Source organism: Tepidisphaeraceae bacterium, from assembly GCA_035998445.1.
GTDB lineage: Bacteria > Planctomycetota > Phycisphaerae > Tepidisphaerales > Tepidisphaeraceae > DASYHQ01.
The window spans coordinates 23170-46362 of record DASYHQ010000010.1 but is presented as its reverse complement, the minus strand read 5'-3'; the positions used below and the strand labels follow the sequence as shown (position 1 = coordinate 46362).

The window sequence follows — 23193 nt, the reverse complement described above, 5'->3', positions numbered from 1 at the left end:
GCATGACGTCGATCGTAGCGACGGTTACGACCGTGGCGCTCGCCATGAACGTGTCGCAAGCCGCGACGATTTCGGACTTTGAGTCGCCAAACGTCAACGACTATAGCTACTACGCCCCGGGCGACGGCTGGAAAGCCGATCTGGACTTGGTCGGCAAGAACGACCAGAACCAAGACGTGCCTGCGCTGCCCAGCTTTACTGGAGGACATACGGGTTCCGACGCGATCGGCACCGGGCAGGCAACGAGCGGCCAGTTCCTGACGGATAGAGACCAATATGGCTATATCAACTCCGGCGGCGGCCAGATCGGCGTCGTGATCTCGGATCCGTTCGCCACGACCACCGCCGGCAACCTCTACAGCCTGAGCGTGGAATTCGGTCGACGGCTGGACGGTGTCGGTAACGCCAGTGGCGGGACGTACAAGCTTGGCTTCCTGGTCGACTTCGATCCGGGCGCAAGCTTCGAGAACATCAACACCTCTAACGGTTCGACCGAACCGGTCACGGCCATCAACCCGGTATCGATCGCGCGCAGCACGATCACGCAGGGGACCTTCGTACCGGTTTCGACGGCGTACGCGGCCCTCGCCGATGGGCAGAGTTTGCGGGCCGTGATCTTGTTCAACAATAACGGCGACAACACCGGCTTCTCGCAGGCGGCGTTCGACGACCTCGCGTTCAGCGTGACGGCTGTTCCCGAACCCACCACCTTCGGCCTCGTCGCCGCCGGTGGCCTGATGGTCCTGCGTCGCCGTCGCGCTTCGGTTTAAGTTCGTCTTGAACGGGTCCTGAACATTGGGGCGTTCGGCTAACGCTGGACGTCCCCTTTTACCGTCCACGGACGCCGGTTTGCTGCGTGGCGCGAGACGGACGGAACCAACGTACGTGCGATCACCGCATAGGAAGCTGACATGAACCGCAAACGAAGGCCAGCCGCGTTCACGCTAGTTGAACTCTTGGTGGTTATCGGGATCATCGCCCTGTTAATCAGCATCTTGCTGCCGGCCCTCAACAAGGCACGGGGAGCCGCGCAGGCCATTGCCTGTGCGTCGAACATGCGACAGATCGGGCTCGCGTTCCGCGGGTACGCCGGGGACAACCGCGACGTGATCGCGCCGTCCATCTACCAATACAAAGTAGGGACCGCGGACATCTATCGCAGCTGGGACGATTCGCTGTCACGCTACCTCGGCGTGAGCAACAACGCGTCAGTGGCGTTCTGGCAGCGGCCTGGGTTCGGCGTCGTCCGCTGCCCGAGCGACTTCCTGAACATCGACCCCTCCTTCGGCATGTTCCGCCGGTCCTACGCCATGACCTACGCCCGCAACGCCACCGGCAACGGTTGGGGAACAGGCCGGCTGTGGCAGTTCGCGCCGGCCGACGGGACGGACGTCCGCAACCCGGTCTGCAAGTTCTCAAGCGTGAAGAACTCGACTGAGGTCCTGCTGCTAGTCGAAGCGCACAACACGTGGAACCCCCAGGGCGGAGGGGCTTACGAATCGATCAACAACGCCGGCTGGAGCGGGCCGGCCGTCGGCGGTTACCCACCGGCCGTTGGCAAGCCGGTTCACTCATTGCGGTGGAATTACCTATTTGTCGACGGTCACGTCTCGCTGCTGACCCCCCGTGAGACCGTGAATAACGCCGCCGCCACCACGACCGGTGGGTGGATCGACCCCGATAAGTACTGGACGATCACGCCCAACGACTAGCATCGGTCGTGTCGCGCACCGTCACGTTCACCTACGTTCATCTTCGATCAAATCATCAAAGGAGCCTTGCATGCAGTTGTTCCGCCGCTCGTCCGTCGGTCTTTGCCTTATCGCATCGTTCGTGAGCGTGTCGTTGTCATCGACCAAGGCGATGGCGCAGGCGTCGATCGACGAGTCGACGATCGCCCAGACGATTCACGTGGACGCGGACCATAAGGCGGCGAAGGACACCAACCCCGGCACGGCCGCCGCGCCCTTCAAGACGCTTGGCGCCGCCGTCGCAAAGGCGGGGGACAAGCCGACGAAGGTGCTGCTGGCCCCCGGCGACTATCGCGAATACGTGCAGGTGCGCAAGGGGGATGCCCTGCTGATCTTGGAGGCGACGGAACCGGGCAAAGCGGTGCTGAGCGGCTCGGCGCTCTACACCGGCTGGAAGGCCGACACCGATGGAACGTTCACGCACGACTGGCGCTTCGCGTGGGGCCTGGGCAACGAGAACGGGTGGTGGGGCGCCACGCCCTTCAACCGCCGGCGCGAAATGGTCTACGTCGACGGGAAGCGGCTCGAACAGGTGTGCGACGAGCAGGGTGGGCCGATCGCGGCCGAGCAGTTGAAGGCCGGGCAGTTCACGGTCACCGACAACGCCGCCACGCCCGGGTCGATCCGCGTGCGCCCACCGTTGGGTGTCGACCTGGCCACCGCCAGGGTCGAGGTGGCCGAGCGCGGCGTGCAGCCGGGCTACACGCAGGACAGCCGGCCCCTGCTGGAGATCTTCAACCGCGGCAACGTCGTGCTGCGCGGGCTGCGCGTGCAGCACGTCGCCAACTACATCAAGTTCGGCGGGGCGATCCAGATCGGCAACTACGACGTGAAGGAGTACGCGAACCTGCCGCGCAACATCCTGATCGAGGATTGCGACGCAATCGAGAACAACGGCATCGGCTTGGAGATCATCAACTGCCGCGACGTGACCGTCCGCCGCAGCACGTTCAACGCCAACGGGTCGCGCGGGGCGGGTTCGGTCCAGCTCGGCGTGGAACCGGACAAGCAGATCGGCGTCGCCGTCGGGCCGCGCAACTTCCTCTACGAGGATTGCCAGTTCAACGACAACAACTGGCGCACGATCGGCACGTGGGGCGACATGAACGACGCCGCCGGCTACAAGATGTTCGGCCACAACATCGACTCGTACACCTTCGTCCGCTGCCAGTTTAACCGCAACATCGCCAACGGCTTCTGGCAGGACTACGGCGGCAGTAACGTCACTCTGGACCGCTGCCTGGTTGAAGAGAACCGCGGCAACAAGGCCGGTGGGTACGGCGTGCTGAACGAGATGACCCGCGGGCCCTTCACGCTTAAAAACAGCGTGGTTCGCAACAACGGAAACAGTGGCTTCATCTCCAGCGGCGCGCCGAACGTGACGCTGGCGAACAACCACATTTACTACAACTGTCAGGACACGCAGTTCAACGGCCAGCGCCTGTACGGCCACGAGATCAAGATCAACTCGGACGTCCACCGCGACAGCGCCGACTTCAAGTTCGGCCTTGACGGTTGGCGCATGGTGGGCAACACGATCGCGTCGTTCGGCAACCCGGTTGGAAAGGGCTCGCTGTTCATCCTCGGTGGCCCCGACTTCCCCAACGGCCGCACTTGCGCTGCCGAGTTTGCCAATGAGATCGTGTCCGACCACAACACGTTCTCGAAGGACAACGTCGAGAAGGACTACTTCCCCGGTGAGAAGGTGATGTACTCCCTGACGGCGGCGAACGGCCCACCGGACATCGACCTGGCCACCTGGCAACAGCTCGAGAACGCGCACGGCCGACAGGACCAGAACTCGAAGTTCGTTTACCCGATCGATCTGTCCAACGTCCCCGACCCGACCGCGACGGCTAACGGTTCGGCGAGCCGCTGACCGGTGCGGCGAAGGGGTGAAGCGCTGTACCGACGACGCCGGTGTCGTGGCGTGGCGCAGCCACAGCTGTGGCTTCTCGAAGAACTCGATATTGCACGTCGACCGATCGCGCGGCGTCGCCACTGTTACGCATGCTTGTAGCGCCGCGCCCGGCGTTTAACCTCGGGGCTTGCCCGCAAGTGACGTGGAAGATCATCGTGGGCACGCCCGTGGCCAAACGTCGCCATGGGGGAAGGCGATACGCTGTCGTGAACCGATGCATGCACTCTTTTAGCGATAGAAGGCTTCCATCGCTCTGCCACCTTCGCACCGACACGCAAGCAGATTGACCCGTTCGCGTTAGATCAGCAGATCGCTTTCCCAACCCAACCATCTCGGCCCCACGCCGCTCAGGCCGCGGCGTCGGTGGCTTCTCATTTTGGCCTTGGCGTATCCCGGGGGGGACCAAAGGAGTAAGCATGTTGAAAGAGCTCGTGTCAAACCGTCTCACGCGCAAGCCGCAGCGTTCCGTCGTTTCGCGCGTGAAGGTCCTGGAACGTTCGACGATGTCGGTCATCGAGGAACTGGAGAACCGCCGGCTGTTCGCGGCGTGGTACGTCGACCCGAACGGGATCGACGACCCGTCGCGCGGCGGGTTGAACGCGCCCTGGCGCTCCGTCGCTTACGCTGCGGGCCGCGTTGCTACGCCCGGCGACACGATCCGAATGAACGCCGGGACCTACGTCGAGTCGAGCAGCATCTACATGAACCTGGGCGTGAACTTGGTAGGAAACGGTTCAACGGGCACCGGAGCATCAACGATCACCGTGCCCTTGGGCGCCGATAATACGGTGGACGGAATCATCAAGGCGTTGTCCAGCAGCAACGTCAACGGCAATCACACCTTCTCCGACTTCGCCATCGACGGCGCCGAGCGCACGGCGAAGACTGGCATCTGGGCCGTGCAGCGCAACAACGTCGAGATTAAGAACTGCCGCTTCGTGAACATGTACGAGCGCGCCATCCAGGTGCAGACGCGCGACCAGAGCAGCGTGGACTTCCTGGTGCCACCCAACTTCATGACCGGCATCAAGATCCACGACAACAGTTTCCTGAACAACACGAAGAACGGAGGCGGCTACTGGAGCGGCAACATCCAGATCAACCACCTGCAGGGCGGCGAGATCTACAACAACACGATCGTGGAGAACCGCGGCGACGATAGCGGTTACGGCATTAAGGCGGTCGACTCGGGCGGCTGGCTTAAGGGCACGCTGATCCACCACAACAACTACAGCGGACCTGGGTTCCGCATCGCGATCGAGGTGTGGCACACGTCCAACCACGTGAAGATCTACGGCAACGTCGGCTCCGAGATCTCTCTCAGCCTCGACGGCCAGAAAGACCCGGGCTTCGCTACCACGGTCGAGATCTACGACAACGTGGTGAACTTCGGTCCCAACTCGACCAACAGCGAGGTCGGCATCGAGGTGCACAACAACACCGACGTGCGGATCCACGACAACACCGTCATCAACGCCGGCTCGGCCGGCGCAATCGGCGTCTTCTCGTCGGCGGGTGAGGGGTACACCCCGAGCAGGAACGTTCACATCTATCGCAACTCGTTCCTGAAGGAACAGTCGTTCTCCGGATTTCTCAACTCGCGCGGCATCTGCTTCTGGGCGGGTGGGGAGACGGTCAGCGACTTCTACATATACAACAACACCTTCGACAACCTCGACGTCGGCGTCCTGTTCGGCAATAACAACGACGCGACGATGGACACCAGCAACGTGCAGGTGAAGAATAACGCGTTCATCCGCTCGAACCAGGGCGTCGCCTTCAGCTCGGGCGACCACGCGAACACGCAGATCAGCTACAACCTTTACTCGTCCGTGTCTGGCGGGGCGCCGTACAGCAACTCGAGCAACCTGTCGCTGCCCGGCCTGCAGGCGACGAACAACGTCACCAATGTGGCGCCGGGCTTCAACCTCTCTGGTGGCATTCCCGATCCCTATTACCGGCCCTCGGCGGCGACGGCGGGCGTCGTCGATCGTGGCACGACGAACGTTGGTGGCGACGCCGTTACGTACAACGGCACGGCACCGGACATCGGGCGCTACGAGTGGGGCGGCGTTACGCCGCCTCCACCGACGGACACGCTACCGTCGGGTTGGACCAGCACCAACGTGGGCAACGCCGCGCCGAACGGCTCGGCGACCTTCAACGCTTCCACGCAGGTCTACACGGTCAACGGCGGTGGCGCGGACATCTGGGGCACGAGCGATCAATTCCAGTTCGCGTCCCAGTTGCTGGCCGGCGATGGCGCGCTCTCGGCGCGGGTGACCGGGCAGACGAACACCGACGGCTGGGCCAAGGCGGGCGTGATGATGCGCGCCAGCACCGCCGCCAACGCCGCGTTCGCCGCAGTCGTCGTCACGCCGTCCAACGGCACGCGATTGCAGTACCGCACGGCCGCCGGCGCGCAGGCGCAGGACGCAGGCGCGGGCAACAATAACGCGTACGTGCGCCTCGTGCGCACCGGGGATAACGTGCAGGCCTTCTCGTCGGCCGACGGGACGACGTGGACCGGGTTCGGCCCAATCGTCAACCTGGGCACCGGCAGCTTACTGGCTGGGCTTGCGGCAACCAGCCACAACACGTCCGCCCTGTCGACCGTCACGTTCGCAAACTTCTCGATGTACACCGGATCGGGCACGCTCATCAACGTTGCCACCGGTGGCACCGCGGGCGCCAGTTCGCAGAACAGCGGGTCGAACGAAGGGGCGGCGCAGGCGTTCGACAATAACCCCGCGACGAAGTGGCTGGCGCTGACGAACACTGCGACCCTCAGCTACACGTTCGCCGACGCGGCAACCTACACCGTCACCCAGTACAAGCTGACCAGCGGCAACGACACCGCCATCTACACCGGCCGGGCCCCGAAAAATTGGACGCTGCAGGGCCTGAGCGGCTCGACGTGGGTGACGCTCGATACGCGTACCAACGAGGCCGACACCGCCAACGGCAGCACGCGCACCTACACCGTTGCCACGCCCGGCGCGTACAACCAGTACCGCCTGAACATCTCGGCCAACAACGGCGACCCGGGCTTGATCCAGCTGGGCGAACTGCAACTCATGGCCGCCGGCAGTGGCACCCAAACCTCGGCGAAGCTGACCGGCACGGCCATCGGCACGGCCGGCAGCTACGGTGGCGGTGGCAACACGATCTCGAAGGTGTTCGACGGCAACGTCAACTCGTACTTCGACGCCCCCGATAGCACCGGCGGTAACGGCGCCTGGGTTGGCCTGGACCTGGGGTCGGCCAAGACGATCAACCAGATCAAGTTCGCGCCGCGCGCCGGGTTCGCTGGCCGAATGGTCGGCGGCCAGTTCCAGGTGTCGAACACCGCGGACTTCGCGTCGGCAACGACCATCTTCACCGTTGCCAGCGCCCCGACCGAGGGCTCGCTGACGACGCAGTCGGTAGCTGTCTCGGGCACGTGGCGGTACATCCGTTACCTCCCGCCCAACGGTGGCTGGGGCAACATCGCGGAGCTGGAGGCATACGGCTTCTAACCGAGCAACGGGTCGATAGCCGTACCTGTCAACATCGCACGCCCGGCCGCCACAGCGGTCGGGCGTGCTTAGCGCAACGACGGACGCAGGTGCCGACGCGTGCGCCGGCCGCACCGTGCGGTGCAGCGTCCTCATACGACACAACCCATGACCGCACTGAGTGCTGGAATCGACTTGGCCGCCTTCGACGCGGCCCCGTGGTCGGCGGTGGGGCGCGAGCTGTGGCGGCTGGCGCAGCACCGGTGGCGCAGGCATCACGAAGCGTGGCGCACGATGGGGTTCGAGACGCGAGCGTGTGGCTGATCGTGGCGCCGATCTGCGGATCGCGCGGTTGGCCGTACGCAGCATACGTCGTCAGCCCCGGGTAATATCACGAGCGGATCGTGTGTCGACGTCGACCGCGCTAGGCGCCGCAAAGCCATTGATTTATCACTAAATAGTAACGTTTCTGATCGACCTTCACCAGGATCAAGATGACCCAGCAGAACGGCACCTTCCCCCTATCTCCGTCCACCGCCGCCAGTCCGTCCACCTCGTGGTTCACGCACGACCGGTTCGGGCTGTTCATCCACTGGGGGCTTTATGCTCTTGCCGCGCGGCACGAGTGGGTGATGCAGCGCGAGAAGATTGACCCGCGGGTGTACCGCGAGCGCTATTTCCCGCGTTTCGATCCGGACCGCTACGACCCCGACGCTTGGGCCATGATGGCGGCTGAGGCGGGCATGAAGTACGTGGTCATCACGGCGAAACATCACGAGGGGTTCTGCCTGTGGGACAGCAAGCTGACCGACTACACCGCCGTCCATAGCCCGGCCAAGCGCGACCTGCTGCGGCCGCTCGTCGATGCGTTCCGCCGGCATGGGCTACGGATCGGCATCTATTACTCGCTGATCGACTGGGACCACGGCGACTTCATCATCGACGACCAGCACGCGCTGCGCGAGCACCCCGACCGTGACGAGCTGGCCCGCGGTCGTGACCAAACCAAGTACGCCCAATATCTGCACGGACAGGTGCGCGAGCTGCTGACCGATTACGGCCAGATCGACACGCTCTTCTTCGACTTCAGCTACCCCGCCCGCTTCGGTTGGACCGGTCCCGGCGGTCGGCCGTTCCAAGGGTACAAGGACCGGCACAGCTGGGACGCCGAAGCGCTCGTGCGCATGTGCCGACAGCTGCAGCCGAACATCCTGATCAACGATCGGTTGGACCTCGACGACGTGCCGAATGGGTGGGATTTCAGGACGCCCGAGCAGTACGTGCCGCAGCAGGGCGTGACGGTGGACGGCAAGCCGGTGACCTGGGAGGCGTGCCATACGTTCAGCGGATCGTGGGGGTACGCGCGCGACGAGCAGACGTGGAAGAGCCCCCAGCAGTTGGTGAAGCTGCTGATCGACGGCGTGAGCAAGGGGGGCAACCTGATCATGAACGTCGGCCCGACCGCCCGCGGCACGTTTGACCGCCGCGCCATTGACGCGCTGGCCGATTACGCTGCGTGGATGGCCGAGCACGACCGCAGCATCTACGGTTGTGGCCAACCTCCCAGCGATCTGCCGCCTGCCCCGAGCGGCACGCGCTACACGTACAACGCCGTGACGCGTCGACTATACGTCCACCTGTTTGACTGGCCGTTCGAACTGCTGCACCTGCCGGGACTGGCAGGGCGGGTGGCGTACGCGCAGTTCCTTCAGGACGCGAGCGAGGTGCGGTTCGAGGAGCCAAAGGTGCTGGCCGCCGGCGAGCACTCGGCCCTGAGCGAAGCCACCGCCATGGCGTCGCTGAAGCTGACGCTGCCGGTGATCCACCCACAGGCCGTGGTTCCGGTTATCGAATTGTTCCTGAGTTGAGGCAGTCGCCAGATCGACACGTCAAGCCGTGCCGCCCGTGTTCGTCTGATGCTTCGAAAGGCCGGCCGCCTGCGCGGAGGCACCTTCGCCCAGTTTTAGGACGCCTGGCTAATCCTTCGCCAGCTCAAAGCTGCCGTTGGATTTACCGGCGGCGGTCTCGAACTCCACCCAAAACTTGCTCCCGTCGGGCAGCTGCGAGGGTACCTCAAGGTCGGCGTCGTAGAAGTCGCCGCGTTTGGGTGCCTTCAGTTTGACCGAGCCTTGGCCGCTCTCCACGCCGACCCACGCGCGGACGGCGGTGATCTCGCCGGCGCCGCCCGTCGGGCGGATCTCGAAGGTGGCGCCTTCGCCGGCATGGGCGTCGCCGATCTGCGTGACGGCGGCGTCGAACGTGCCGACCTTTGCCGACCCAAGGTCGTGCCGTTCGCCGGAGTGGGCGTCGTGGCCGTGGTCGTGCCCGTGGTCTTGTTCGGCGGCCACGGGTGCGGCCGCGGGCGCTACGGGGGTGGTCGGTTCCGCTCGGTCGCAGGCGGTTGCGGCGAGGGAAAGCGAGGCGGCTAGACAGAGGGCAGCAGTCCGGTTCATCGGAGTCTCCTTTGGTTGCTCACGCAACGGGAATCGCGTCCGCATCCACCCGCTCCGCACGTTGCGTCGTCAGGGCGATGGGCCGCTTGTGGAACATTAAATGGTACCCCGCGGGCACCACGATGAGGTTGAGCAAAGTTGACGTGACGAGCCCGCCGAGCACGACGATCGCCAGTGGCGCCAGCAGTTCGCTTCCCGGCTCGCCCTTGGCCATCGCCAGCGGCACGAGGCCGAGCACGGCGGTGAGCGCGGTCATCAGGATCGGGACGAGCCGCTCCAGGGAGCCGCGGACGACCGCCTCGTCGAACGCCGCGCCCTCCTCGCGCAGGAGGTGCGCGTAGTGGTTCACGAGCAGGATGCCGTTGCGGACGGCGATGCCGAAGAGCGTGACGAAGCCGACCATGCTGGCGATGGAGATCACGGGCGCCCGATAGGTGCCGGCGCCGAACAGGCCCAGCAAATTGTCGACGAGGCTCGGGCTCTCGCTCAGGAAGATCGCGACGACCCCGCCGATGAGCGCCAGCGGGAGGTTTACCATCACCAGCAACGCCGCGCGGTTCGAGCCGAGCGCTAGCGAAAGCAGCAGAAGGATGACGAGGCAGACGAACGCGCCCATTACGTAGATCGTGCGGGCCGCAGACTGCTGCGCTTCGAACTGCCCGCCGTAGGTCACGGTGTAGCCGTAGGAGTGGACGAGCGGGTCGACCTTGGCCTGCACCGCCTCGACGATGTGCCCCAGGTTGTAGCCCTCCGCAACGTTCAGCGACACGACGGCCTTGCGGCGGGCGTTCTCGCGCTGAATGCCCAAGGGAGTGCGCTCGGGGCCGACGTCGGCGACCTCGCTCAGGCGGACCAGCGCGCCCCCCTCGCCGCGCAGCAGCAGGCGCTTGACGGACTGGACCGATTCCCGTTCGTCCGGGTGCAGGCGCACGACGATGGCGCGCTGCCGCACGCCCTCGTTCACGCGGTCCACCTCGATACCGCTGAAGGCTGCCTCGACCTGTTCCGCGGCGCTTGCAGGGGTGAGGCCCCAGCGCTTGAGGTCCTGATGGCGGTAGCGGACGCTCAGCGACTCGATGGCCGCCTCGCGGTTGGCCAGCACGTCGCGGACGCCCGGGATCGGCGTGATCGCGCCCTCCACGTCCTCGGCGATCTGGCGGAGCGTGGCGAGCTCGTTGCCGTAGATGTTGATCGCGATCGCGGCCTGCGTGCCGGAGAGCACGTGCGAGAGCTGGTGGCCGATCGGCGCGCCGACCTCGGTTTTCAGCCCCGGCACGTTGGCGAGCACGTCGTCGATGCGGTGGAGTACCGTGGACTTGTCCACGCCTTCATTGATCGACACCTGGATCTCGCTGCGGTTCACGCCGTGGGCGTGCTCGTCGCGCTCGGCTCGCCCGGTGCGACGGACGACGGAGCGGACGCCCTCGACCTGCGCGAGCTGGCGGTCCAGCCCGCGGACCATGCGGTCGCTCTCGGTGAGCGACGTTTCGGGCGGCGCGTCGATGAAGATGGTCAGCGTGCCCTCGTTGAAGTCGGGCAGGAAGTTGCTGCCGAACGTGCTCGCGAGCCACAGGCTCGCCCCCGTTGCCACCGCGGCGAGCGCGATCACGGCGAGCCGCCACCGCAGTGCCAGGCGCAGCGCCGGCTCGTACACCGACTTGAGCCATCGCACGACGAAGCCGTCCTTGTGCTCGCCCCCGAGCTTGCCGCGCAGCAGGTAGCGGCACATGGCGGGCACGACCGTGAGGGCCACCAGTAACGACGCGAGGATCGACGTGATGTAGGCCACGCCCATCGGCTGGAAGAAGCGGCCCTCGACACCTTGGAGGAACAGCAGCGGCACGAACACGATGACGATGATCACGGTCGCGAAGACGACCGAGGATCGCACCTCGTTGCTGGCGTCAAAGATCACGCGCAGGTCGGGCTTCCGCTGCGGCTCGGGCAGCAGGCGGTTCTCGCACAGCCGACGGTAGATGTTCTCGACGTCGATGATCGCGTCGTCCACGAGCTCGCCGATCGCGATCGCCAGGCCGCCGAGCGTCATCACGTTGATGCTCAGCCCGAGCCCGCGCATGGCGAGCACCGCCATCGCGAGCGAGAGCGGGATCGCCGTGAGCGTGATGATCGTCGTGCGGACGTTGAGCAGGAACAGGATGAGGACGACGGCGACGAAGATCGCCGCGTCGCGGAGCACGTGGACCACGTTGCTGACCGACAGGCGGATGAAGTCGGACTGGCGGAGCACGTGCCGGTCGATCTTCATGCCCGCCGCCAGGCCCTTGTCCACCTGGTCCAGGGTCGCGTCGATCGCCCGCGTGATGTCGAGCGTGTTCGTCCCGGGAGACTTCTTGATCGAGAGCACGACGGCGGGCTCGCCGGCGGCGGACGCCGTGCCGCGCGCGGGCGTCGGTCCCATCGCCACGTCGGCCACCTGACCGATCGTGACCGCCGAGCCCTCGTGGTACTTCACGATTGTGTCGCGGATGTCCTGCGCCGAGCGCACCCGAGCCGACTGGGTGATCGACAGTTCCATCCCGCCGACGTTCGCGAGGTACCCCGCGCTCGCCGTGCTGTGAGCCGCGCCCGCGGCGTTGACGACGTCCTGCATCGTCAACCCGTAGAGCCGCAGCGAGTCCTGTCGAACGTGGACCTGGTACTCGGGCAGCTCGCCGCCGATCGCGACTACCTGTGCGATGCCCGCCACCGAGAGCAACTGCTGCCGGAGCTCGAACTCGCTGAAGGACCGCAGCTCCATCGGGCCGACGCTGCCGTCCGGCGACGACACCGCGATCATCATGATCTCGCCGGTGATGCCGGTGCTCGGCGCGATTTCCGTATGCACGCCCTCGGGCAGTTCGTCCTCGGCGATTGCGAGCCGCTCGCCGACGCGGACGCGGGCGGTATCGATGTCGGTGCCCCAGTCGAACTCGACGTACACGAGCGACAGGCTCATCGCGCTGCCGCTGCGGACTCGGCGCACGCCGGCGAGGCCGTTGACGGCGCTCTCGATGGGGAACGTGACGTACTGCTCCACCTCGTCGGCGGACAGCCCCTTGGCCTCGGTCAGCACCACGACCGTCGGCGCGTTCAGCTCGGGGAACACGTCGACGGGCATCCGCGGCACCTGGAACGCGGCGAACGCGATGAGCAGGGCCGCCAGCACGAGCACCAGCGCGGCGTTGTTGAGCGAGAATGCGATGAGTTTACGCAGCATGCTGTGGTACTCAGTGATCCTTGTGAAGCGAGCCGTCGGCGTGGTAGTGGTAACCCGCCGGCGTCTGCCGCTCGCCGCCGATCAGCTTCAGCGCGTACGCGCCTTCCAGCACGACCTCGTCGCCGTCAGCCAGGCCGCTGTTGACGACGGTCCACCGGCCGTCGCTCACGCCCAGGTCCGCCTCCACGGGGTAGACCTTGTCCGGGTTCTTCGGGTCGCGGCGGAAAAAGATGAGGTTCAGGCCCTCCCGCATGATCGCCGCCGCGGGGATTGCCAACTCCGCCTGCTCCGACCCCCCGACGAAGACTTCGAGGAAGCCCGCTACGCCGGGCTTGGCCCACCACGGCATGGCCGCAGGCGTCGCGTAGAGCGGGATCGTCCGGATTTGCGGGTGTGCCTGGAAGCCCAGGCTAAGCGTGGCGTCGACCGATGCGTCGAGCGGCACGCTTCCGCCCTGCGGAGGCGTAATCTTCACGGGAAGGCCATCCTTGAACCGCGCGAGGTCGGATTGCGGGGCCTCGGCGACGAATCGTAGCTTCGTGGGGTCCACCGTCGAGAGCAGCAGGGCGCCCGTCTCGGCCCACCCGCCGTTGGTGACGGCGATGTTGCCGACGACGCCGTCGGCTTCGGCCGCGAGGACGAGCGTGCCCAACGTCCGCCAGAGCGGGACTGGCCCCTCGTGCGCGTGTCCGTGATCGTCCGCGGGCTCCGCCGGCGCAAGCAACCGATCCTTCGGCACGCCCGAGAGGGAGGCAAGCACGTTGAGGATCGACGCGTAATGTTCCCGTGCCTCATGCAGTTCGATTTGTTTCGCTTGCAGCTCCGCATCGAGCTTCGGCACCTGCGCCTCGCGCTCGCGGAGCTGGCCCTCCAGCTCCGCGCGGCGGACGCCCACGTCGCCCAGGGCCTGCAGCCGCTCGCGCAGGAACGCCACGGCCTGCTCCGCCTCGGCCTTGCTCGCCTCCGCGACCCGCAACGCCGCCTGCGCGAGCTTGATCTCCCCCTCCGCTTCGACCGTGCCGTGCTGCATCTGCCGCCACTCCGGCGAGTCCAGCCGGACCAGCGGCGTCCCGCGCTTCACCGCCTGGAACTGCTGCACCAGGATCTCGGCGCGACCCGCGACCATCGCGCGGTACTCCCGCGTCGCCTCGGGCCGGAGCTCGAACTGCCCCGGCACGCGGACGGTTTGTTGCACCGGGCGGCGCTCCACCTTGGCGAACGTGATGCCCAGGTTCTGCCGCACGCTCGCGGGCACGTCGATCCGGTTCGTCACCGCCGGGGCAGCTGGTGCCGTCGCGGTCGCGACCGGCGTGGCGTCCGGCTCACCGTTGCCGCAGCCCCCGGCCGCCAGCCCGGCGAGCACGAGTGAGAGGGTTGTCAATGCGCGTACGATCATCTTCCATCTCCTGATTGGGCCGGCACGGGCGTCCGCCAAGGCCGCAGGTGCGAGCGGAGCTGGCTCCGCACCATTGCCTCCTCCGCGGCGGCGTCGAGCAGTTGAACCTTCGTCTCCAGCGCCATGGACAACATCTCCCGCAGCAGCGACACGTCCACCTCGCCGGCGGCGACGAGCGCCTCCGCCTCGCGGACCTGCTCGTCCACCAGCGGCGCCACCTCGTCCCGCAGCGCCCGCAGGCGTGCCGTGGCGGCGTCCAATCGCAGCCGCAACTCCGCTGCGTCGTGCAACGCGGCCTCGTATGCCGCTTCCGCCTCCGCACGGGCCGCGTCCCGCTCCGCGGCCGCCTCGGCAATACCGCGGCGGTTGCGGTTGAAGACCGGGAGGGGCAGGCCGAGCCCCAACCCGAGCCGCGACTGGCCCTCTTCGTGCTCATACACGGGGCCGATGGTCAGGTCCGGGTACTGTTTTCGCACCTCGCGGCGCATCCGCTCTTCGGCGACCTCGTACTCCGCCCGCGCGAGCGCGACCCGCGGATGCGCTAGCACGGCTTGCGCGTCGTCGACGTCGCTGATCGCGAGTTCCGGCGCCTCGAGAGCGGGATGGAGTTCGAGCGGTGCGGAAGGGAGCACGCCGAGCAGCCGCGCGATCCGATGTCGGCCCTCGCGTGCCCGTGCGGTGGCGGCGGTGGCCTCCAACGCCTGCGCGCGCCGTTCGATGCCGAGCAGCCGCGCCTCCAACGGCTGGACTTCTCCCGCCGCCGCGAGCCGCTCGACCGCGTCGCCAGTCCGTCGAAGTTGCTCGCCGTACTCGCGGTAAAGCTCGGCCCGACGGCCCGCGGCGGACCACTCAAACCAAGCGGCCCGCAACTCGCCTAAGACTTCCCACTCGGCCAGCCGCGCCTCCTCCAGCGCCGCCAAGGCTTCGGCGTTAGCCTGTGCCTGCTCGACCGCAAGCCGACCCGACAGCGGGATGGTGAACCCGATGCCCGCGCCCGCAAGCCACGGCTCGTCCACGCTCTCCAGCACCCGCAGGACGTCCGCCTCCAGCTGCGGGTCGTCCCAGCGGCCGGCGTGCTCGGCACCCACCGCCGCCACGCGGGCCGCCAACCGAGCGGCCCGCAGCTTGGGGTTGAGCACGAGCGCGGCAATCTCGGCCTCGCGTAAGTCTAAACCATCTGACGAGTCGAATGCGGCGTTGGCAGGGCCGGCCTCAGCCGATCGCACCCGTTCCGCAAAGGCGAGGACGCCCTCGTCGGCGACGCTGCGAGTGCGGAGCCCATCGGCGTGCGAGGAGAGGTCGAGCGGGCGGCGCTCGTAAGGCTGGCAGGCACCCAAGGCGAGGCAAATCGCCACGACGGGTGCCGCGGGGTAGCAGACCCTGCTGCGCATAGACGCTCCGGATGGAAGAGACGGGGGAAACCACGAGCGCGCAACGCGGGGGCGCGCTCGCGACGGCGACCGAGAGGTCGAAGCGGTCTAGATGAGGAGGACGACGCTCGCCAGCGGGGTGAGATGCCAGGGCGGCACTAAGGCGATGTCGCTCGGCTCGGGCCGGGCGTTCGCAAGGCCAGGCGCGGCGGGGAACGCGGAGGCATGGATCAGTGGGAGCAGCGCGGGGACCGCCAACTCGGTGTTCTGCCGCTCCACGCGAATCGCCGTGTCAAGAACGGCTTGGTCTTGGCAGTCCAGCTCAAATGTCTCGACAACCGCCGCGGCATCTGCTCCGGAAGCGTCCGTCGACTTGTTGCAAGCACCTTCGTGCGCCATCTCAAGGCCGACGTGCCCGCTCCCCGCGTGGCAGACCACCAGCGTCGGGCCGCCGATCAGCCATAACGAGAACCAGACGACTGCGAGGATGCGCAAGGTACGTACGGCCACGAACAGGCAAATTTATGCGTCACTCGATGCCGCGTCAAGCGACCGGAACCGCCGCGCATCAACGTGCGCTACGCGGGTGACTGCGCGACGACGTCCCCTCGTTCAAGCGCTTATTGGTCGCCGCCTCCTGTGGCAACTGCCAGCCGGGCGCGGGACGGCGATTCGATATTTCAGTTAAGCATCCAAGCCCTCACAATGCGTCTAACGAATCAACTCATTGGGATGGTGCGTCTTCTCGCGAAACGCGCGGGGATAGATTCCCGTCTTCTTGTGAAACCAGCGGGAGAAATGGGACTGCTGTCTAAAGCCCATCGTGTAGGCGAGTTGTTTGATCGGCATCGTGCTGCTGAGCAGAGTCCGACGGACGTGGTCGATGCGGCGCTGCTCGGCATACGCTTTCACCGTCATGCCGACCTGGGATGTGAACAACCGGTTCAACTGGCCGATGCTCAATCCAACCAACGTAGCGATCTCCCGTTCGTCGGCCGGGTCGCCAAGGTCCTGGCGGTCCAACAGTTCAACCGCGCGACCGACACGGTCGTCCATGCGAGACACAGGCGTGGGCTGAACACCGAGGCTTTGCATAACGCTGTCATAGACGACCAGCCACTGGAGCGTCGCCTGTTCGATCCGGATGTAGTCCACCAGGCGTGCGGGCTCGGCCATCAGGTGGGTCAGGTCCCTGGCTCGGGACAGGTAGGGGCGAAGGCGCCGCAGGAGCGACCGGGTGTGCCGCTCCAGCAGGGGGGAGTTCGCGGAGTCGAACTTGATCCACTGGTCGTTCGGGTATAGGGGTTGTCCGCCAGGCCATCGAACGATCAAGCGGAGTGAAACGATCCGGGCATCGTCCGTAAAGTCATGTCGGACCTTATCGTTCGCCAGGAACAGCCACTGTCCCGCGTGGCCCCGAACCAGGCCGGACTTGGCTCCTTCGGCCTCGACCTCTCCCCGCTGGATGAACCAACACATGATCGACTGCGCCGCCTCGGGCAGCGCGTGATGCATGCCTTGTGGGGCGCCCTCGTATGCCCACAGCAACCGCACGTACAAGCGGGACCAGTCCATCAATCGGGGCTGCGCCGAAGGAGTGGCCATGCACAAAAATGGTATCTTTTCGTGCAACAATGACAAGTGGTTTTGCTTGGAAAACGTCGGCTGGCGTTCATAATTCGAGCGTCGGACGATGAGGCGGATTTCAGCCAATTCAGGCAGGCAAGCGAACTTATTTCGGAGGATCGAAAAATGCGTAAAGCTCTTTTGACGTTGGCGGGAATCGCCGCGATGACCATGCCACAGACGACGTCGGCAGCGGTGCTGACCTTTGAGACCGCGGGAGAGTATGCGAGTAACTTCCGCATGATCACCGGTGCCGCCAGCGCGACCCAATCGAGCAACGGAATCGAGAATGACTTCGTTGGCGTCGCCGGCGGCTCCAGTTTTGTGTCGTTCTTCGATACGACGCCCGCTGAAACCACCACCGCCGACAGCTTTGCCGGTCCGGTGACCGTTCAGACGGACATCCGGATGAGTGGTGGATCGTTCGGGATCTATTTCGTCAACGCGGCCAACTCGGGTCAGGGTTATCTCGCAATTTTTAACCATCCCGGGACCATTCGCGTGGCCGACTCGACCGTCCCTACTTCCAATAACGCGGGCGACCTCACCGAATACGGCTCCGCAACCGGCACCTCCGGCGTCTCTTCTACTGCGTTCTCACCCCTGACGGTCAGCTATGCGGTGAACGCCAACAACAATCCGGTGATCTCGATGACCGTGGGCAGCCTCGTACTTGCCCCCACCACGCTGAACGTTCAGGCGTTCGACGCCGTTTCCGTGGCCCTGCGAATCAGCCCGGCTAGCAGTCAGTCGATCTCGTTCGACAATTTCAACGTCACGGCCGTTCCCGAACCCGGCTCCTTGGCCATCTTATCCTTCGTCGGCGCAGCGCTCGCTACCCGTCGCCGTCGCGGCACGCGATAAGGCACAAGTGGGAGTTCAGCATCGACTTATCTCTCCGTTGCCGCGCCTGTGCGGCAACGGAGATTTCGCTTGCGCCGCGTCGCGCGTCATCTCGTCGGCAAGTGGGGCGGGCGCATGTCGCCTGCTCGTGCAGGTCAATCCATGAAGACCCCCGAGACATCGAGGCTGTTCACCCGGTGGGCGAACCCCTGTAATGGGCTGGAGAGCCTGATCCTCACGGAACGGCTGGCGCCCGTTCAGATGGCCTTTTACTTCGCGACGTCCAGCTTCACGGACGACGGGCGATTTCTCTGGCTTCACTGCGGCTTCCCACCGCCGGGTGGGCGGCATGCGGCACAGGTGCTGGGCGTCGTCGATTTCGAACGGGACGAACTTCGCATTTACCCGGAAACCCAGCACCCGACCGCTCGTCCCCTCGTGGACACGACGACGGGCGAGGTCTATTGGGGCAACCAGTTCGATATCTGGAAGCGCGGCCCCCACGCTACGGATCGACCGGAGCGCGTGAACCGCTTCCCAACCGACTTAGCACCGGGACGACTTCAGCAGATCGCCACGCATCTGACCTTCTCGGCTGATCGGCACTCGTTGAACGTCGATGCCCGAATGGTTCGGCGCGATGGATCGACCGATTCCCACATCGGTGAGATACCGTTGGACGGGGCGCCGTTCCGGCTGTGGCAGACGCTGGACGGTCAGGTCTTCAACCACGGCATGTTCAGCCCGACGGACCCGGACGTGCAGATGGTCGCCAATGAATATTGGCAGCAGCACGCCGACGAGCCGTTCGAGCCCGATCGCCCCTATCACCGCCTCTGGACCATCAGGCGAGGCGACCGGGCACGGCCCATCCTCAAAGCCCCCGTCAGCCACAGCGGACATGAATGGTGGGATGCCGATGGTCGGCACGTCTGGTACGTGCATTACGGCGTCGGAATCAAAAAGGTGAACTTGGCGAGTGGCGAGGAATCCACGATCTGGCCCGGTCGCTTCTCCCATGCCCAATCAGACCGGACCGGCCGCTACATCGTGGCCGACCGCATGCGCGATCCCGTCGCGTCTGATTGCCACGTCGTGTTTTGCGACACGCATACTGGCATGGAAGTGGAGATCGTCAATCGGCCACCCTTGGCAGACGACCTGACCCAATGCACTCACTTGCATCCCCACCCCCATTTTTGCTGCGGCGATCGATACATTTGCCACACGACGACTATTTACGATCGCGTCGATCTAGCCTTGGTTCCCGTTAAGGCACTATTAGAGGAATAAACGGGCAGCAGCGACCCGGTTCTCGCGGTGCAACAGTCGGACCTTCTGCGGTCCCGGGCTGTGCCATCCGTGACTGGGGTAATGAAGCACGTGGGCCGGCGCAAAGACCACATTGATTGTTGCCGTCACTGGTCCGTGTTGTGTGCGATCAGCTACCACGGCGCGATATTGAACCGACGCGCTGTGTTGATCTCCATTCTCGGCTGACCGAGCCTCGCTGGGGGAACGAGTTGTTCGACGTGACCATCGATGAACAGCGCGTTGGCCCTCGTGTAGCGCGAGTGGCGGAAGGCGAACCTGCCAGCGTTGCCAGCAAAGGCGGGCCGACCGGGCGTGTCGCCCAGCGCCCAGACGAGGTCGCCGCCGAACGTGTTGTTGGTGAGGTCACTGTTGGTCTCGCTCTCAAGCACCATGAACTTCATCGATGGGTCGCGGAACTTCGAGATTTTCGTGCCGAGCTTGTAACGAATGAAGCTGTCATGGACCTGCGTGGGCGTGTCAACCATGTAACCGTACGGCCCGGGGACGAGATCCGTGGCGTCGCCGCCATGGAGTGACACCGTGTACAGGAATGCGCGACCCTGGTTCACGGATGCGGTATAGGCAGGGCATGACAGCGTTCCCTGTTGGGGAAGGCCCGTCACCTGAATGTAACTGCCCGTCATGCCGGTGGGCGGCTTGTTCAGCAGCACCATGTTGATCACGTTAGACCACCGCACGCTGCCCGAGCCCGTATTTGCCGCGGCGGGCGCGCGGTCGTTGTTCATGCTGGCGAACTGCCGGATCAGCATACCCATCTGCCGCATGTTCGAGGCGCAGGCCACGGCGTTGGCCGAGTCGCGCACCTCTGCAAGGCCGGGAGGAGCATCGAGATCAGCACCGCGATGATCCCGATGACCACCAGCAACTCGACCAGCGTGAAACCATCGGAGCGTTTGACGGTGTGGCGGCGGGCGAGTGATGGAGTAACGTTGATGTTGAACATGGCGTTGCTCGTGATGCGGACGACTTGATGCGAACGACGAGTTGACGATGAACGGCCTCCGCCGCGACCTATGGTGCGGCGGAGGAGGATCGCGCCCAGATGACCGGGTCGACCATGAGCGAGGGCACGCTCTCACCCTCAAGCATGCGAACCAGCAGGTCGACGGACGCACGCCCGCGAGCGTGGAATTCCTGTGAAACGCTGCACCGTAGGCCCGAACCCGAGCAGGTCCACGACCGTCAGCGTCACGACTGCCCACAGCGGGTCGGCCGTCAGGAACCAGAACGGCAGGGCGGACAGGGCCGCGACGAGGAACGCCCGGTCGGTCCAGAGGATCGCGATGTCGCCGCGCTTGTGGTAAGCGAGCAACGCGATGTAGCTGCTGATCAGGCCGGAGACGCCGATCGGCCAAGCCCCGATGCCGGCGCCGCCCGCGACTTGCGCGAAGTACACGATGAGCGTGCCCAAGCCCCAAATGACCCAGGTGAGCACGTGCGGGTGGGTGTGGCCGCGGTAGATCGAGCGGATGTACGGGACGAACAGGACGAACGTCAGGGCGATCGCGGCGGCGCTGAGGTACTCTTTGGACATGGGCGTCGCCGTCGGTCGCACCGCACGTGCTGGTCGGCTACTCGCTCCAGCAAATCTTGCGTGGCCTCGTAAGAGTTGAAAACACCTTCCTGTCTTATGTTGCATTATCGGTTTGCAAACCCAAAAATCTGAGTTATACTCCAGTTGTCACGTCGCAATTGCAGCGAGTTAAGGTTTTATGGCTACTGCAAAAGACATTGCTCGCGCCACGGGGCTGTCACTCTCGGCCGTCACGCAAGTGCTTGGTGAGCGGGGGCATTTGTTCCGACCTGAAACGCGGGATCGCGTGTTGCAGGCTGCGCGCGAACTGGGCTATCGACCCAATAGCGCCGCGCGGGCCGTCCGCAGGGGGCGCTTTGGCATGGTAGGGCTTCTCTCGCGAGCGTTGGACGCGGGCTCGATCGTGCCAGGCGAGGTGTTATACATCCTGCAGCGCGAGCTCCGCGAGCGCGATTGTCGACTCGTGGCAGAGCAGGTGAGCAGCAGCGACTTGGTGTCGGGCGAGGGCGTTCCGCGCCTCGCCAGGGTGCTGTCGGTGGACGGTGTTTTCATCTCGATTGCGCATTCGATCTCCGAGCAACTCGTCGACTTCATGTCTCGAAGTCAGTTGCCGGCCATCTGGTTGAACGCCCGAATCGCGAGTGACTGCGTCTTCCCCGACGACTTCGGTAGCTTGCGCGACGCAACCGAGCGGCTCCTTCGCCTGGGGCATCGGCGGATCGCGCTGATCATGTCGCGTCGTGCCGGGGCTCCAGAGGACCACTACAGTCTGGCCGACCGCGAGGCCGGGTACGCCGCCGCGATGAGTGCCGCCGGCTTAGCTCCGCAGATAGAGGTGTTGCCGGTCGGTGACGCGGAAGCGTTCCGTGCGCTGCTGGCTGGCGAAGGCCGCCCGACCGCGATCTTGACTGATGACGGGGCCGACACCTCGGGGGTGCTGCTTCACGCCGTGCAGGCAGGGCTGCGGGTTCCGGACGACCTGTCGATCGTCGCGCTGGACCGCAGCGAACTTCGGATCGGCGGCTTTCAGGTGGACACGTGCGTGCTCCCGTTCAACAAGATGGCACTGCACGCGGTCCCGATGCTTTTTGAACGAATCACGGGGGTGGTATCCAGCCACCCACCCCGGCCGCTGCCGTACTCCTACGTCGCCGGGACGACGTGCGCGGCGCCCGGCGGTCAATAGCCTCGAAAATTGTGCACTTCTAGCTCGCGTAGCGAACAAAGGAACTGTCATGCGAACTCGTCGAAACGCATTTACACTCGTTGAGCTTCTGGTCGTGATCGGTATCATCGCGCTGCTGATCTCGATGCTGCTGCCGGCCCTGAACAAGGCGAGGAGCGCTGCCCAGGCGGTCGCGTGCCAGAGCAACCTGCGGCAGGTCGGCATCGCGGTCATCATGTACGCCAACGGCGAGAAGGGATGGCTGCCGGCCTCCGAGGCGCTGATGGACCCCGGCACCGGCGTCAGGATCTACCGTGGCGGGCGCGGGTACGTCGCGCAGCTGATGGCGGGCGGTTATATTTCCTCCAAATCGGCGCGGGCACTCTACTACAGCACCCTGAGTGGCACGGAGTTTCTCAACAACATCGAGTTGCCGGACGTGAACTTCCTGTCCTGCCCGACGTTGCCGCCCCCGCAGCAGGGCTATGTCGGCAGCTTCAGCCAAGCGCTGACCGGCGCCAGCCACGCCACGGTGTACGGTCTGCGAACGTACCCCCACGACTTGCCGGGGGACGACTGGCGCCGGATCGATGGTAAGGCATGGCAATCGTCCGCAATTGACGGATCGAACCGTGATTTCTACGGGGTGACAGCGAAGATCACCCGCGTCAGCAAGCACGCGCCGTTCCTCGGCGACAGCATTCGCCCGAACGCGAGCACAGCGTTGCGCGGGGCGCAGACGGATGGCCTGTTCTTCAGGTCTTTTCCGAACGCCGTGGACGTTTCCGGCGACAACACCTACGCCCACCGCCGGCACAGCAATCGGGCGAACATGTGGTTCGTCGATGGGCACGTTGAGGCGATGGATAAAGGTCAGATCATCGCCGCCACCGCGACCCCTGTCGGCCGCAGCCTCCCGCACGGGTTTTCCTGGCCGAAGTAGTCGCGTACTGGCCTACCGGTGCTGCCGAAGCGAACCCCCTGGCATTCTTGAAGTACATGGGGCGGAAGCACCAAGCTGTTGATTCGCTGTGCTAGACCTCGAAGGATCCAGTTGATGCGATTGCGTACCACAGCTCTGATCG

Annotated in this window: 19 protein-coding genes; 10 read left to right on the top strand and 9 right to left on the bottom strand. The window is 65.2% G+C overall.

Going from position 1 to position 23193, the window contains the following annotated elements; all coding sequences use genetic code 11:
• Window positions 1-2 precede the first annotated feature (2 nt).
• The 6 genes from VGN72_02975 (at window position 3) to VGN72_02950 (ending at window position 9037) form a co-directional block, all read left to right on the top strand.
• Window positions 3-770, top strand: coding sequence for a PEP-CTERM sorting domain-containing protein (locus VGN72_02975; protein HEV7298300.1), 768 nt, complete (start codon window positions 3-5; stop codon window positions 768-770).
• A gap of 141 nt (window positions 771-911) precedes the next feature.
• Window positions 912-1712 carry a prepilin-type N-terminal cleavage/methylation domain-containing protein gene (locus VGN72_02970; protein HEV7298299.1) on the top strand — a complete coding sequence of 267 codons (801 nt, stop codon included), beginning with the start codon at window positions 912-914 and terminating at the stop codon, window positions 1710-1712.
• A gap of 70 nt (window positions 1713-1782) precedes the next feature.
• Window positions 1783-3630, top strand: coding sequence for a right-handed parallel beta-helix repeat-containing protein (locus VGN72_02965; GenBank protein HEV7298298.1), 1848 nt, complete (start codon window positions 1783-1785; stop codon window positions 3628-3630).
• A 458-nt stretch (window positions 3631-4088) separates the two neighbouring features.
• On the top strand, window positions 4089-7190 hold the full coding sequence (locus VGN72_02960) for a discoidin domain-containing protein (protein HEV7298297.1): 3102 nt from the start codon (window positions 4089-4091) through the stop codon (window positions 7188-7190).
• A gap of 147 nt (window positions 7191-7337) precedes the next feature.
• The gene (locus VGN72_02955) at window positions 7338-7493 is read left to right on the top strand and encodes a hypothetical protein (protein HEV7298296.1); all 156 of its coding nucleotides are present in this window, start codon (window positions 7338-7340) and stop codon (window positions 7491-7493) included.
• Between the two features lie 170 nt (window positions 7494-7663).
• Window positions 7664-9037, top strand: coding sequence for an alpha-L-fucosidase (locus tag VGN72_02950; GenBank protein HEV7298295.1), 1374 nt, complete (start codon window positions 7664-7666; stop codon window positions 9035-9037).
• A gap of 108 nt (window positions 9038-9145) precedes the next feature.
• On the opposite strand, the gene VGN72_02945 is transcribed toward VGN72_02950, so the two are convergent.
• The 6 genes from VGN72_02945 to VGN72_02920 form a co-directional block, all read right to left on the bottom strand.
• A complete protein-coding gene (locus VGN72_02945; protein ID HEV7298294.1) occupies window positions 9146-9622 on the bottom strand; it encodes a hypothetical protein in 477 nt (158 codons plus the stop codon).
• A gap of 19 nt (window positions 9623-9641) precedes the next feature.
• Entirely contained in the window at window positions 9642-12839 is a 3198-nt protein-coding gene (locus VGN72_02940) for an efflux RND transporter permease subunit (GenBank protein ID HEV7298293.1), read from the bottom strand.
• A gap of 10 nt (window positions 12840-12849) precedes the next feature.
• Complete coding sequence (locus tag VGN72_02935; protein ID HEV7298292.1) at window positions 12850-14235, bottom strand: HlyD family efflux transporter periplasmic adaptor subunit; 1386 nt, start codon at window positions 14233-14235, stop codon at window positions 12850-12852.
• Window positions 14232-15626, bottom strand: a complete 1395-nt coding sequence (locus tag VGN72_02930) for a TolC family protein (protein HEV7298291.1) — start codon at window positions 15624-15626, stop codon at window positions 14232-14234. Before VGN72_02930 ends, VGN72_02935 begins: the two co-directional genes overlap by 4 nt.
• Window positions 15627-15713: 87 nt before the next feature.
• Window positions 15714-16100, bottom strand: a complete 387-nt coding sequence (locus VGN72_02925) for a hypothetical protein (protein HEV7298290.1) — start codon at window positions 16098-16100, stop codon at window positions 15714-15716.
• Between the two features lie 216 nt (window positions 16101-16316).
• Complete coding sequence (locus VGN72_02920; GenBank protein HEV7298289.1) at window positions 16317-17318, bottom strand: helix-turn-helix domain-containing protein; 1002 nt, start codon at window positions 17316-17318, stop codon at window positions 16317-16319.
• Window positions 17319-17357: 39 nt separating this feature from the next.
• On the opposite strand from VGN72_02920, the gene VGN72_02915 reads away from it, so the two are divergent.
• Both VGN72_02915 and VGN72_02910 read left to right on the top strand, forming a co-directional pair.
• The gene (locus VGN72_02915) at window positions 17358-18095 is read left to right on the top strand and encodes a PEP-CTERM sorting domain-containing protein (GenBank protein HEV7298288.1); all 738 of its coding nucleotides are present in this window, start codon (window positions 17358-17360) and stop codon (window positions 18093-18095) included.
• Window positions 18096-18236: 141 nt separating this feature from the next.
• Window positions 18237-19367: a hypothetical protein gene (locus tag VGN72_02910; GenBank protein HEV7298287.1), complete on the top strand. Its 1131-nt coding sequence runs from the start codon at window positions 18237-18239 to the stop codon at window positions 19365-19367.
• 152 nt (window positions 19368-19519) lie between these two features.
• Here VGN72_02910 and VGN72_02905 read toward each other — a convergent pair whose 3' ends face one another.
• The 3 genes from VGN72_02905 to VGN72_02895 all read right to left on the bottom strand — a co-directional run bounded on the left by VGN72_02905 (window position 19520) and on the right by VGN72_02895 (window position 20943).
• Complete coding sequence (locus VGN72_02905) at window positions 19520-20164, bottom strand: hypothetical protein (protein ID HEV7298286.1); 645 nt, start codon at window positions 20162-20164, stop codon at window positions 19520-19522.
• Window positions 20152-20352, bottom strand: a complete 201-nt coding sequence (locus VGN72_02900; GenBank protein ID HEV7298285.1) for a type II secretion system protein — start codon at window positions 20350-20352, stop codon at window positions 20152-20154. The genes VGN72_02905 and VGN72_02900 overlap by 13 nt, the downstream gene beginning before the upstream one ends.
• A 138-nt stretch (window positions 20353-20490) precedes the next feature.
• Window positions 20491-20943 (bottom strand): hypothetical protein, encoded by a 453-nt coding sequence (locus VGN72_02895; protein HEV7298284.1) that lies wholly within the window; start codon window positions 20941-20943, stop codon window positions 20491-20493.
• A gap of 178 nt (window positions 20944-21121) precedes the next feature.
• Between VGN72_02895 and VGN72_02890 the strand changes: the two genes are divergently transcribed.
• Both VGN72_02890 and VGN72_02885 read left to right on the top strand, forming a co-directional pair.
• Window positions 21122-22129 (top strand): LacI family DNA-binding transcriptional regulator, encoded by a 1008-nt coding sequence (locus VGN72_02890; protein ID HEV7298283.1) that lies wholly within the window; start codon window positions 21122-21124, stop codon window positions 22127-22129.
• A 49-nt stretch (window positions 22130-22178) separates the two neighbouring features.
• Window positions 22179-23051 carry a prepilin-type N-terminal cleavage/methylation domain-containing protein gene (locus VGN72_02885; GenBank protein HEV7298282.1) on the top strand — a complete coding sequence of 291 codons (873 nt, stop codon included), beginning with the start codon at window positions 22179-22181 and terminating at the stop codon, window positions 23049-23051.
• Window positions 23052-23193: the final 142 nt, after the last annotated feature.